This is a genomic window from Sphingomonas sp. P4_D12 (genome assembly GCF_056401895.1).
Map to the genome: position 1 here is coordinate 25,692 of NZ_JBFUIL010000010.1, position 12,418 is coordinate 38,109.

The following is a 12,418-nucleotide window of genomic DNA, read 5'->3' on the forward strand; positions in this document are numbered from 1 at the left end:
GACATGCCGAACGCTCTCGACATCTTCCGCGCGCTTGCCGATTCGACGCGGCTGCGGATCGTTGCGCTGGTGCGCTCGATGGAGCTGTCAGTCGGCGAACTCGCGCAAGTGCTGGGACAAAGCCAGCCACGAGTCAGCCGGCATGTGAAGATATTGTCCGATGCGGGCATCGTCGAGCGCCGCAAGGAAGGCAGCTGGGTGTTCGTCGCGATGGGCGCGCGCGATGTCGCCGCACCGCTCTGCATCGCGCTCGATGCCTGGGAAGGCGACCGCGCGCATGCCCGCGCCGAAGCCGATGCGGCACGGCTGGCGGCGGTGCGCGCCGACCGTGCGGCGCACGCGGCGGGCTGGTTCGAGAGTAATGCCGGCGAGTGGGACGCGATCCGCTCGCTGCACATCGCCGAGGAACAGGTCGAAGCGGCGATGGCCGCGGTGCTCGGCGATGCCCGGGTCGAGCGGCTGGTCGATATCGGCACCGGCACCGGCCGCATGCTCGAATTGTTCGCCGGTCAGGCCGATCATGCGCTCGGCATCGACCGCAGCTCCGAAATGCTCCGGCTGGCGCGCGCCAAACTGACCGAGCGCGGGCTCGACAATACCGAATTGCGCCAGGCCGATCTCTACGCGCTGCCGCTCGATAGCGGCACGGCGGACCTCGCGATCCTGCACCACGTTCTTCACTTCGCGCAGACGCCCGACGCGGCGATCGCCGAGGCGGCGCGCGTGCTCAATGCCGGCGGCCGGTTGCTGATCGTCGATTTCGCGCCGCACGGACGCGAGGAATTGCGGATTCGCGACGCGCATGCGCGTCTCGGTTTTTCGGACGAACAGATGCTCGGCTGGTTCGAGCAGGCGGGGCTCGCGCCGGTGCGGACCGAGACGCTCGAGGGCGGCGAACTGACGGTGAAATTGTGGCTGGCGCGCAAGGCAGGCGCGCCGGCGCGTATAGCGGAGGCAGCGTAATGGTTTCGGTCAAGCAGATGGCGGAGGCGCGGCTGGCGCTGGCGAGTCCGTTGTTCGCGGATGTCGCGGGCGATGCCCAGGTCAGCTTCGAATTCTTCCCGCCCAAGACCGAGAAGATGGAAGAGACGTTGTGGGAGTCGCTGCAGACACTGAGCCCGCTTGCCCCGCGCTTCGTCTCGGTAACCTATGGCGCCGGCGGCTCGACCCGCGAGCGCACGCATGCGACCGTCGCCCGGATCGCGCGCGAGACCAATATCCCGGCCGCCGCGCATCTGACCTGCGTCGAGGCGACCCGGGAAGAGATCGATCAGGTTGCTGATGATTATTGGAACGCCGGCGTGCGGCACATCGTCGCGCTGCGTGGCGACCCGCCGCGCGCGGGCGAGAAATATGCCACGCATCCTGGCGGGTATGCGAATGCCGCCGATCTCGTCGCGGGGCTGCGCAAGCTCCATCCGTTCGAGATTTCGGTCGCGGCCTATCCCGAATGCCATCCGGACTCGCCCGATGCGGCGGCGGACATCGACAATCTCAAGCGCAAGCTCGATGCCGGCGCCAGCCGTGCGATCACCCAGTTCTTCCACGAGGCGGAGACCTTCTTCCGCTATCGCGATGCGCTCGCCGCGGCGGGCATCGACGCGGAGATCGTTCCGGGCATCATGCCGGTGATGAATTTCGCCAGCGTCCAGCGCATGTCGGCGATGTGCGGCACCGCGGTGCCGAGCTGGATGGGACGGCTGTTCGATGGGCTCGACGATCATCCGGCGGCGCGCCAATTGGTGGCGGCGACGATCGCCGCGGAATTGTGCCGGCGACTCTATGCGGGCGGCGTGCGCAATTTCCATTTCTACACGCTCAACCGCGCCGAGCTCAGCTACGCGATCTGCCATTTGCTGGGGATCCGGCCCAAGGACGCGGCGAAAGCGGAAGCGGCTTAGGTCGTCGCCCCGGCGRAGGCCGGGGCCGTCAAGTTATCTCGCGCCCGTCAACTCGGCCGCGCCTCGATTCATCGCGCTTATTTCGAGGCGGGCGCGGATATCGCCGAGACCAATACTTTCTCGGCCAACCGCATCAGCCAGGCCGATTACGGCGCCGAGCATCTGGTCCGCGAGATCAACCTCGAAAGCGCCAAGATGGCGCGCGCCATCGCCGACGAGTTCGAGGCCAAGGACGGCCGTCCACGCTTCGTCGCCGGCGCGATCGGGCCGACCAACAAGACATTGTCGCTGTCGCCCGACGTCAACGATCCCGGCTATCGCGAGATCGACTTCGATTATCTCAAGGACGTTTATCGCGAACAGATCGACGCTTTGGTCGAAGGCGGGATCGATTTCGTGCTGATCGAGACGGTGTTCGACACGCTTAACGCCAAGGCCGGCGTGATGGCAGCGATCGAGGCGGGCGAGGCGCTTGGCCGCGACTTGCCGATCATGCTGTCGATGACCTTGACCGATCTGTCGGGCCGCAACCTGTCGGGGCACACGGTCGAGGCGTTCTGGCATGCGGTGCGCCATGCCAAGCCGGTGACGATCGGGCTCAATTGCTCGTTCGGCGCCGAGCAGCTTCGGCCGCACGTCAAGACGTTGAGCGGGATCGCCGACACGCTGATCATGGTCTATCCCAATGCCGGCCTGCCCAACGAACTCGGTGCCTATGACGAGGAGCCGGCGACCACTGCCGGGCTGGTCGGCGAATGGGCCGAAGCCGGACAGGTCAACATCCTCGGCGGCTGCTGTGGCTCGACGCCGGCGCACATCAAGGCGATCGCGGATGGGGTGAAGGGACTGACCCCGCGCAAGATCGTCACGCCCGAGGTACGGACGCGGCTCGCGGGCCTCGAACCGATGATCATGGCCGCCTGAGCGCAACCGTCACCCCAGCGAAAGCTGGGGTCTTTGATTGATAGCGCGCGTCTGCTGCGTGAGATCCCAGCTTTCGCTGGGATGACGAATTGGGAAAATAATGACGACCACCACGCCTTCCTCCGCCAATTTCGTCAATGTCGGTGAACGCACCAACGTCACCGGCTCCGCGGCGTTCAAGAAACTGGTCATGGCCGGCGACTATGCCAAGGCGGTCGAGGTCGCGCGCCAGCAGGTCGAGAATGGCGCACAAGTGGTCGACGTCAACATGGACGAAGGCCTGCTCGACGCGGTCCATGCGATGACCACCTTCCTCAAGCTGATCGCCGCCGAGCCCGATATCGCGCGCGTGCCGGTGATGATCGACAGCTCGAAATGGTCGGTGATCGAGGCGGGGCTGAAATGCGTGTCGGGCAAGCCGATCGTCAATTCGATCAGCATGAAGGAAGGCGAGGAACAGTTCCTCGAACATGCCCGCAAGTGCATGGCCTATGGCGCCGCGGCCGTGGTCATGGCCTTCGACGAGGTCGGCCAGGCCGATACCAAAGAGCGCAAGGTCGAGATTTGCGAGCGGGCGTACAAATTGCTCACCGGGATCGGCTTTCCCCCCGAGGACATCATCTTCGACCCCAACGTCTTCGCGATCGCGACCGGGATCGAGGAGCATAACAATTACGGTGTCGATTTCATCGAGGCGACGCGCGAGATCAAGCAGCGCTGCCCGCACGTCCATATCTCGGGCGGCCTGTCGAACCTGAGCTTCTCGTTCCGCGGCAACGAGCCGGTACGCCGCGCGATGCACTCGGTATTCCTCTATTATGCGATCCCCGCGGGCATGGACATGGCGATCGTCAACGCCGGCCAGCTCGACGTTTACGACACGATCGATCCCGAGTTGCGCCAGGCGTGCGAGGACGTCATCCTCAACAAGGATCCCGATGCCGGCGAACGGCTGGTCGCGCTTGCCGAGAAGTTCCGCGGTACCGATGTGGCGGCCGAAAAGGCGGCCGAGGAATGGCGTAGCTGGACCGTCGACAAGCGGCTCGAACACGCTTTGGTCAAGGGCCTCGACCAATATGTCGTCGAGGATACCGAGGAAGCGCGGCTACAGACCGCGCGCCCGATCGAAGTGATCGAAGGTCCGTTGATGGACGGGATGAACGTCGTCGGGGACCTGTTCGGATCGGGCAAGATGTTCCTGCCCCAGGTGGTGAAGTCGGCGCGCGTGATGAAGAAAGCGGTGGCGCATCTGCTGCCCTTCATCGAGGCGCAGAAGGAGCCGGGCGCCAAGGGCAAGGGCAAGATCATCATGGCGACCGTCAAGGGCGACGTCCATGATATCGGCAAGAACATCGTCGGCGTGGTGCTCCAGTGCAACGGCTTCGACGTGGTCGATCTGGGCGTGATGGTGCCGTGGTCGAAGATCCTCGAGGCGGCGAACGAGAACGATGCCGACATGATCGGCCTGTCGGGCCTGATCACGCCGAGCCTCGACGAGATGGTCACCGTCGCCGAGGAAATGAAACGCGCCAAGATGACGATGCCGCTGCTGATCGGCGGCGCGACGACGTCGAAGGTGCACACCGCGCTGCGCATCGCGCCCGCCTATGACGGTCCGGTCGTCCATGTGCTCGACGCCAGTCGCGCGGTCGGCGTCGCGACCACGCTGGTGTCCGACACCCAACGCGACGATTATGTCATCAAGATCGCCGACGATTATGCCGCCGTGCGCAAGTCGCGCGAGAATAAGGGGCAGAATGAGCTGCTGCCGCTGGCGCAGGCGCGTGCCAATGGCTTCAAGGCCGACATGGCGCTGAAACCGTCGGCGCCGAAACAACCCGGCCGCCATGTCTTCGCCGATTGGGATCTGAGCGACCTGCGCGAATGCATCGACTGGACGCCGTTCTTCCGCGCCTGGGAACTTGCCGGCACTTATCCCAAGATCCTCGATGACGAGATCGTCGGCGAAAGCGCGCGGTCGTTGTTTGCCGATGCCAACAAGATGCTCGACAAGATCGTCGCGGAAAAGTGGCTGACCGCGCGAGCTGTGGTCGGACTGTGGCCGTGCGCGCGTTATGAGGACGATGTCGTGGTCGCACCCGAGGGCGACTGGACCGCCGAGCAGTTGCGCAGCTTCGATTTCCTCAACATGGCCGACGACGAGAGCCATGTCCGTCTGCCGTTCCTGCGCCAGCAGATCGCCAAGCGCGAAGGCCGGCCCAATATGTGCCTCGCCGATTTCGTCGACCCGGCGGGCGACTGGCTCGGCGGTTTCGCGGTGTCGATTCACGGCATCGAACCGCATCTCGCGCGGTTCAAGGCGGCGATCGACGATTATTCCGATATCCTGCTGAAGGCGCTTGCCGACCGCTTCGCCGAGGCGCTGGCGGAGCGGCTCCACCAGCATGTCCGCACCACGCTCTGGGGCTATGCCGAAGGCGAGCAGCTGACCAACGAGGCGCTGATCCGCGAGCAATATCGCGGTATCCGTCCAGCGCCGGGCTATCCCGCGTGCCCCGACCACAGCCTGAAACCGATATTGTTCAAGCTGCTCGACGCGCATCATGCGACGGGTATCAGCCTGACCGAAAGCTTCGCGATGCTGCCGACCGCGGCGGTCAGCGGCTTCTATTTCGGTCACCCGCAGGCGGAGTATTTCGGCGTCGCGCGGATCGGCCGGGACCAGGTCGAGGATTATGGCGCGCGGCGCGGGACGGACCTGCCGACGACCGAGCGGTGGCTGCGGCCCAATCTCGACTGAGATCGCGTCCGAAACGGAGGCATCTCGCGTGGATGCGGAGGTCCTCGGCTGGTAACCTTCCCCCGATAGAAATGGGGAGGGACTAATGGCCGATCGTGATGCCGTGCTCGCAGCAATCGACGCCGCTTATGCCGCGCGCAAACGGGGCGACAAGGAAGCGCTCGCCACGCGTTTTGCGCCGGGCGCCACCTTTCGGCTCGTCGGCCGAAGCGATGTCATGGGATTCGATGTGGGGCCGGTCGACGCGCTGGGCGCGATCAACGAGTTGATCGACCTCTTCACTTTCCACGAGATGGAGCGGCTGCACGTCGCGGTGAATGATCATACCGTCTTCATGCACTGGCGTATCGATGTCTCCGCACGCGGCGGTGAGCGAGACGTCACCGAAATATGCGACATCTGGACGCTGGACGACGACTTGAAGGCGGTGTCGCTGGTCGAGTTCGCCGATACCGCGACGATGGCGCAGATGGCCGCGAGTGCGATGGCGGCTGGGTAGTGCGCGGGGATTGCGCAACTCTTTCCCTCTCCCCTTGTGGGAGAGGGAGGGAGCCGACGTAGTCGGCGGAAGGGTGAGGGGGACTCTCAGCCACCTCGCAGACCCCCCCTCATCCTTCCGCGCCTTCGGCGCTCCCTCCTTCTCCCACAAGGGGAGAAGGAATTTGTCTCCCATTGGGTCATCGCTCGACGTGATTCACATCTGAGGCGATCACGCGCAGCGGAAAGGCGGAATTAACCGTCATTCGCCCTTCTGTCGGCACGCCGAGCGTAGAATAGCCACGCGCGAAGGAGTCTCCCAATGCGCCCTGCCCTGTTCGCCCTGCTCCCGTTACTCGCCGCAACACCCCTCCAGGCCGAGCCGGGTGCCGCGCCGTTCACCGTGCAGGAAACCGGGCAAGGCTTCGCCAATCTCGACGATGCGGTGCAGTCGATCCGGATGGGCACCGCGACGATCGTGATCGCGCCCGGTGTCTATCACCAATGCACCGTCCAGGCGGGCGGCAACATCACCTTCAAGGCGGCCGAACCGGGCAAGGTGATCTTCGACGGCGAGGCGTGCGAAGGCAAAGCGGCGTTCGTGCTGCGCGGACTGTCGTCGGTCGTCGACGGCATCGTTTTCCGCAACATGCGCGTGTCGGACGGCAACGGCGCCGGCATCCGCACCGAGATGGGCAACCTGACCGTGCGCAACTCGATGTTCCTCGACAGTCAGGAAGGCATTCTCGGCGGCCAGCCCGCGGGCCAGCAGATCGTCATCGACCGCTCGACCTTTTCCGGGCTCGGCCAGTGCGACGAGACGGTCGATTGTTCGCATTCGATCTATCTCGCGAACAAGGGATCGGTGACGATCACGCGCTCGCGCTTCGAGCGCGGCACCGGCGGGCATTACGTCAAATTGCGGGTGCCCAATCTGTCGATCACCGACAACAGCTTCGACGACAGCCAGGGCCGCAAGACCAATTACATGATCGACTTGTCGGAAGGCGGCACCGGACTGATCGCGCGCAACACCTTCGCCGACGGACCGAACAAGGAGAATTGGACCGGCTTCATCGTCGTCGCGGCGGAAGGGCGGACCTATCCGTCCACCGGGCTGAAAGTCGTCGACAATGTCGCGACCCTCGCGCCCAATTTCGCCAAGAGCCCGGCGTTCGTCGCCAATGTCGGACGTGATCGGTTGGAGGTGGGCGAGAACCAATTGGCGGCGGGCATCCGGAAATACGAGGAGCGCTGAAGGTCGTTACTCTAAGTGCTCCTGCGAAAGCAGGAGCCCAGGGTTACAGAGGGAATCGCTTGCGACCCTAGGCTCCTGCTTTCGCAGGAGCACTGAAAGCGGATCGTTTTAAGGCCGATTAGACAGCTGAAACCGGTTCTTGTCGGGATCGTCGCCGTCGCACAGATGGAGATCGCCGAACACCTTGACCGGCCCCATCTTGGCTCCACGCGACACCAGATCCTCGCGTGCCTTGGCGACATCGTCGGCGTGAAAGACGATCTTGTGCGGGCCCTCGAAATCGGGACCGATCTTGACGCCTTTGCCTGCGGCATGGATCGCGATGTTGCAGCCGCCTGCGGCCAGATCGGCCCAGCCATCGTCCCCCTCGACGACCTCCAGCCCGAACATGTCGCGATAGAAGTCGCGCATCGCGGCGAAATTGTGCGTGAAGATGATCACGCGGCGCATCGCGTAGCTCATGGGCAGGTGCTCCCCGTGCCGCCGTCGAGATCGAGGCAGCGGCCGTCGACATCGCCCGGCTTGAGCGCGAAGCCGAGTACGCCGGCCAGGCTGGGCATGATGTCGACCGTTTCGATCGACAGCGGCTGCTCGAACCCCTTCATCCCCTTGCGCCAGAACAGGATCGGCACGCGGCGGTCATAATCCCAGGGCGATCCGTGCGTCGCCACCGCGCCGGGATAATCGCCGGGCGGGATCGCGGTGATGCGCGGCTTCAGGAACACGACGAAATCGCCCGACCGCGAAGGATCGAACGAGGCGCGCTCGCGCTGGAGCAACGTCCAGCCCTCGGGCGGGCCTTCGGGCAGCGGCGCGGCGGCGATCTCCGCCTGGGTATAGACCGCGGCAACCTGCGGATCGGCGCGGTAATGCGCGACGGCGGCGGCGAGCACCTTGGCGCGCTGGTCGCCGGTCAGCTTGGGGTCGATCCAGACGTCGCCATTGGTGACGCCGTACAGGATGCGACCGGTCAGCCCCATGTCCTTGGCGATCACCTCTCCAACGGTCTTGGGCGTCAGTGCGAGCGCGACACGGTCGGCCATCGGCATCGCACGTTCACGTTCACGTTCGGGAATGTCGTTGCCGCCATGATCGGCGGTCAGCGCGACGACATAGTCGACGCCGGTCTTGTCCAGCGCGGCGAACAATTTGCCCAGTGTCTGGTCGAGATTGGCGAGCTGGATGCACATCTCCGACCCTTCGGTGCCGTAGGTGTGCCCGACATAATCGGTCGCCGAAGCGCCGATCGTCAGTATGTCGGTCGACTTGCCGTGCCCGAGCTTCATGTCGCGGACCATGGTGGTGGCGAGCCCGACGATCGCGCTGTCGAAGGCGGGCGAGGCTTTCCATTTAGGTTCGACATTGGCGGCCCGTTCGAACCGGCCGGCGCCGACGGTCTGGCCGTTGGCGACCATTGCGCGGTCGACCGGCTTGCACCAATCGGGCTCGGCGAACGCGGCGCCGGGCTTGGCGATCTCGGCCTTCGTCGCGGCGTTGGCGGCGGTCACCGCGGCAGGCTCGGCGCGGCCGGCATAGGAAATGAAGCCCTTGCCGTCGCGCCAGAACCAGAGCTGGTCGACCCTGTGCCCGCCCATCATGATCGCGGCGCGATCCTTGCCCGCGATCGACACCGTCCGGACGTCGGGGTCGGCATCCTTCATTCGTTCGCCGAGCGTGGGCACGCGCAGGTGAATGTCGGAGGCGACATAGTCCTTGGCCGAGCCTTTCGACGGATCCTCGGCGCAATAGATCGATCCGGGGCGCGGGCCGGTCCATTCGTACCACTCGTTGGCGATGATCCCGGTCCGCGTCGGGCGATCGCCGGTCATGATCGTCGAATGGCCGGGACAGGTTTCGGTTGCGGCATGGCTCTGGAATCCGGCGGGGAAAACCGCGCCGTCGAGCAGGCGCTTGAACCCGCCAGTGAACCGATTGCGATATTCGGCGAACAGATCGGCGGAGAATTGGTCGACCGAGATCACCACGACGAGCTTCGGCGGTGGCGCCTTGGCGGGTGCGGCGGCCGGCGGGGCGTCCTGTGCGGCGAGCGGCGCGGCGACGAGCGCGAGGGCGAGCGGGACGAATTTGGCAAGGCGCATCGGGGGAAACTCCGCTGGCGGGCTGGGCGAGGCGATGAAGGACCGCTAAGGGGCGGACGTGTCAGGTACAAGAGGTCGCATGCGCGCGTTCGGTTTCGTCCCCGTGACAATGATGCTGACGATGATGCTGGCGATCTTCGCCTGGGCCGCTCCGGCGTCCGCGCAAGGCGATCCGGCGAACGATCCGCCGCCGCATCTGAAAATCCAGCTCGTCGCGGAGACAAGCACGCCCAAAGCGGGCAGCACGATCAACCTCGCGCTCGATAGCCGGCCGCAGCAGGGTTGGCATGGATACTGGCAGAATCCGGGCGACGCCGGATTTCCGGCGAAATTCGCCTGGACGCTACCAAGCAATGTGACCGCGGCCGATCCGCGCTATCCGGCGCCGCAGCAACTGATCGTCGCCGGGTTGATGAACTATGTGTTCGAGCAGCCTTATGCGGTGATCGTACCGCTGACCGTGCCCCAGGGATTGGCGACGGGAACCCGGCTGCCGATCAAGCTGCACCTCCAATATCTCGTTTGTACCAAAACCTTGTGCGTTCCCGAACAGGCCGATCTCGCGACGGAGCTGGCCGTCGGCGACGGGCAGCCCGACCAGGCGCTGGCGCCGCAATTCGCGCAATGGAGGCGCGCATTGCCGCAGCCGCTGGGATCGCGCGCGACCTATCAGGCGCAAGGCGGCGCGGTGCGGATCGCGATCCCCTATCCGGCGGGCGCCGCCGGGGCAGGGGCCTATTTCTATCCGATTACTGCCAATGCGATCGACTATGCCGAACCGCAAAAAGTGGTGCGCGACGGCGATCGGCTGATCGTCACGACCAAGGGCAAGGGCGCGCCGGGCCCGATCGAGGGCGTGCTGAGCATCGACGGTCATGCACTGGCACTGACGGCGGCCCCCGGCGTCGTTCCGGCGCCGACTGCGACTGCCGGTGGGAGCGATTGGTCGACAGCCTTGCTCGCGTTTCTCGGCGCCGTGCTGGGCGGGCTGATCCTCAATGTCATGCCCTGCGTGTTCCCGATCCTGAGCCTCAAGGCATTGAGTCTGGCGCGTTCCGGCGGCGACGAGCGCGCGGCGCGGCACGAGGCGCTGGCTTATGCCGGCGGCGCGATCGCGGTGTGCCTGGCGCTTGGTGCGGCGATCCTGGCGCTGCGAGCCGGTGGGAGCGCGGTGGGCTGGGCGTTCCAGTTGCAGGACCCGCGCGTCGTCATGCTGCTGTTGCTGCTAACCGTCGCGATCGCGCTCAATCTCGCCGGCGTGTTCGAGGTGCCCGTGCCTGGCTTCGTCAACCGAACCGGTAGCGCGAGCGGCGCATTCGTCACCGGTGCGCTCGCCGCGTTCGTGGCGACGCCGTGCACCGGACCGTTCATGGCGGCGTCGCTTGGCGCTGCGTTGATCTTGCCCTGGCCCGCCGCACTCGCTGTGTTCGGAGGCTTGGGGCTGGGCCTTGCGCTGCCCTTCTTGCTGCTCGGGTTCGCACCGGCGCTGCGCAAGCGCCTGCCAAGGCCGGGTGCGTGGATGGATACGCTACGCCGCATCCTGTCGATTCCGATGTGGTTGACCGCGGTCGCGCTTGCCTGGGTGCTGGGCAAGCAGGCTGGCGTCGACGGCATGGCGCTGGCGCTGCTCGTCTCGCTGGGCGCCGGGATCGTTTTGTGGGCGGCGGGGCGGCGGCAGGCGAAGGGCCTGGGCTTTGGCGCGGTAGCCTTGGTGATCCTGGCCTTGGTCGCGGCGGTGGGCGTCTGGCTGGTGCGCGATCATCCCAGCCAAGCGGCGGTCGTCGGCTCGGGTGAGGAGAAGTTCAGCGAGGCGCGGCTTGCCCAGTTGCGCGCGGAAGGGCGCCCGGTCTTCGCTTATTTCACCGCTGATTGGTGTCTGACCTGCAAGGTCAACGAGCGTGTCGCGATCGACACCGATGCCGTCCATGCCTCGTTCAAGGCGAAGAATGTCGCGGTCCTGGTCGGAGACTGGACCAATGGCGATCCGGTGCTCGGCCGCTTCATCGAAGCGCATAATCGCGCCGGCGTGCCGCTCTATCTTTATTATCCCGCGGGCGGCGGCGAACCGCGTATCCTGCCACAGGTGTTGAGCCAGTCGCTGCTGGAGGAGTTGTGATGATCGTCAGAATGCTGGGCGTGACCATCGCCGCGCTCGCGCTCGTCGCGGCAGCGCCAGCGAACGATCCGCCGGCCTGGACTCAGCCGACGGCGCCGTTCCGCATCGCCAGCAACATCTATTATGTCGGGACCGCAGGCCTCGCATCCTATCTAATCGCCACGCCCAAGGGACTGATCCTGCTCGACGCGACGATGGAGGAGAATGTCCCGGCGATCGAGGCGAACATCAAAGCGCTCGGCTTCAAGCTGTCCGACATCAAGATCCTGCTCAACAGCCATGCGCATTTCGACCATGCCGGCGGGCTCGCGGCGATGAAGCGCGATACCGGCGCCAAGCTCGACGCGATGGAAGGCGACGTCTGGGCGCTGGAGAACGGCAAGCATTTCGGCGATCAGAATTATGTCGGCACCTTCGCGCCGGTTAAGGTCGATCGTCACCTCAAGGACGGCGACAAAGTGGCGCTGGGCGGGGTGACCATGACCGCATTGGTGACCGCCGGGCATACACGCGGATGCACGACCTGGACCACGACGGTGAAGCTGAAGGTGGGCGTAAAGAGTGTAGTGTTCCCGTGCAGCCTGTCGGTTGCCGGCAACAAGCTCTACGGCAACAAGACCTATCCCGGCATCGTTGCCGATTACCGCGCGAGCTTCAAACGGCTCGGCGCGATGAAGGCGGATATCGTGCTGACCGCACACCCCGAACTGTCGGACGTGATGGGACGCAAGGTGAGCGGGAAGTGGCTGACCCCGGGCCTGCTCCCGAAAATGGTCGCGGAGTCCAAGGCGGCGTTCGACAAGGAACTGCTCAAGCAGCAGGCGATCGCTAAGTGATGTAGCTTCCCTGCGGCTCTCTTCGTTCACCGAGCATCACCGGAAA

The 12,418-nt window shown here is 65.2% G+C and carries 9 protein-coding genes and 1 pseudogene; 8 read left to right on the top strand and 2 right to left on the bottom strand.

The window, feature by feature from the left end:
* Nucleotides 1-3: 3 nt before the first annotated feature.
* The 6 genes and pseudogenes from AC1DSD_RS18180 (at nt 4) to AC1DSD_RS18205 (ending at nt 7,321) form a co-directional block, all read left to right on the top strand.
* The gene (locus AC1DSD_RS18180; RefSeq protein ID WP_478032076.1) at nt 4-963 is read left to right on the top strand and encodes an ArsR/SmtB family transcription factor; all 960 of its coding nucleotides are present in this window, start codon (nt 4-6) and stop codon (nt 961-963) included.
* Nucleotides 963-1,901 carry a methylenetetrahydrofolate reductase gene (gene metF / locus AC1DSD_RS18185; RefSeq protein ID WP_478032078.1) on the top strand — a complete coding sequence of 313 codons (939 nt, stop codon included), beginning with the start codon at nt 963-965 and terminating at the stop codon, nt 1,899-1,901. The genes AC1DSD_RS18180 and metF overlap by 1 nt, the downstream gene beginning before the upstream one ends.
* 63 nt (nt 1,902-1,964) lie before the next feature.
* A pseudogene (locus AC1DSD_RS18190) lies at nt 1,965-2,825 on the top strand (homocysteine S-methyltransferase family protein); the annotation flags it as partial.
* A gap of 100 nt (nt 2,826-2,925) precedes the next feature.
* Nucleotides 2,926-5,586, top strand: a complete 2,661-nt coding sequence (gene metH / locus AC1DSD_RS18195; protein ID WP_478032079.1) for a methionine synthase — start codon at nt 2,926-2,928, stop codon at nt 5,584-5,586.
* Between the two features lie 85 nt (nt 5,587-5,671).
* Nucleotides 5,672-6,085 carry a nuclear transport factor 2 family protein gene (locus AC1DSD_RS18200; RefSeq protein ID WP_478032081.1) on the top strand — a complete coding sequence of 138 codons (414 nt, stop codon included), beginning with the start codon at nt 5,672-5,674 and terminating at the stop codon, nt 6,083-6,085.
* A gap of 300 nt (nt 6,086-6,385) precedes the next feature.
* Nucleotides 6,386-7,321, top strand: a complete 936-nt coding sequence (locus tag AC1DSD_RS18205) for a right-handed parallel beta-helix repeat-containing protein (protein WP_478032083.1) — start codon at nt 6,386-6,388, stop codon at nt 7,319-7,321.
* 108 nt (nt 7,322-7,429) lie between these two features.
* Here the strand turns inward: AC1DSD_RS18205 and AC1DSD_RS18210 are convergent, their stop codons facing one another.
* The gene (locus AC1DSD_RS18210) at nt 7,430-7,783 is read right to left on the bottom strand and encodes a VOC family protein (protein WP_478032084.1); all 354 of its coding nucleotides are present in this window, start codon (nt 7,781-7,783) and stop codon (nt 7,430-7,432) included.
* On the bottom strand, nt 7,780-9,420 hold the full coding sequence (locus tag AC1DSD_RS18215) for an alkaline phosphatase family protein (RefSeq protein ID WP_478032086.1): 1,641 nt from the start codon (nt 9,418-9,420) through the stop codon (nt 7,780-7,782). Before AC1DSD_RS18215 ends, AC1DSD_RS18210 begins: the two co-directional genes overlap by 4 nt.
* A 79-nt stretch (nt 9,421-9,499) precedes the next feature.
* Here AC1DSD_RS18215 and AC1DSD_RS18220 point away from each other — a divergent pair, with 79 nt between their 5' ends.
* Both AC1DSD_RS18220 and bla read left to right on the top strand, forming a co-directional pair.
* Nucleotides 9,500-11,536, top strand: coding sequence for a protein-disulfide reductase DsbD family protein (locus AC1DSD_RS18220; protein WP_478032087.1), 2,037 nt, complete (start codon nt 9,500-9,502; stop codon nt 11,534-11,536).
* Nucleotides 11,536-12,372, top strand: a complete 837-nt coding sequence (gene bla, locus AC1DSD_RS18225) for a subclass B3 metallo-beta-lactamase (protein WP_478032089.1) — start codon at nt 11,536-11,538, stop codon at nt 12,370-12,372. The genes AC1DSD_RS18220 and bla overlap by 1 nt, the downstream gene beginning before the upstream one ends.
* Nucleotides 12,373-12,418: the final 46 nt, after the last annotated feature.

Bases quoted from the DNA above. Each gene is read 5' to 3' on its own strand.
- AC1DSD_RS18180 (WP_478032076.1), top strand. From the start codon at position 4: ATGCCGAACGCTCTCGACATCTTCCGCGCGCTTGCCGATTCGACGCGG.
- metF (WP_478032078.1), top strand. From the start codon at position 963: ATGGTTTCGGTCAAGCAGATGGCGGAGGCGCGGCTGGCGCTGGCGAGT.
- metH (WP_478032079.1), top strand. From the start codon at position 2,926: ATGACGACCACCACGCCTTCCTCCGCCAATTTCGTCAATGTCGGTGAA.
- AC1DSD_RS18200 (WP_478032081.1), top strand. From the start codon at position 5,672: ATGGCCGATCGTGATGCCGTGCTCGCAGCAATCGACGCCGCTTATGCC.
- AC1DSD_RS18205 (WP_478032083.1), top strand. From the start codon at position 6,386: ATGCGCCCTGCCCTGTTCGCCCTGCTCCCGTTACTCGCCGCAACACCC.
- AC1DSD_RS18210 (WP_478032084.1), bottom strand. From the start codon at position 7,783: ATGAGCTACGCGATGCGCCGCGTGATCATCTTCACGCACAATTTCGCC.
- AC1DSD_RS18215 (WP_478032086.1), bottom strand. From the start codon at position 9,420: ATGCGCCTTGCCAAATTCGTCCCGCTCGCCCTCGCGCTCGTCGCCGCG.
- AC1DSD_RS18220 (WP_478032087.1), top strand. From the start codon at position 9,500: ATGCGCGCGTTCGGTTTCGTCCCCGTGACAATGATGCTGACGATGATG.
- bla (WP_478032089.1), top strand. From the start codon at position 11,536: ATGATCGTCAGAATGCTGGGCGTGACCATCGCCGCGCTCGCGCTCGTC.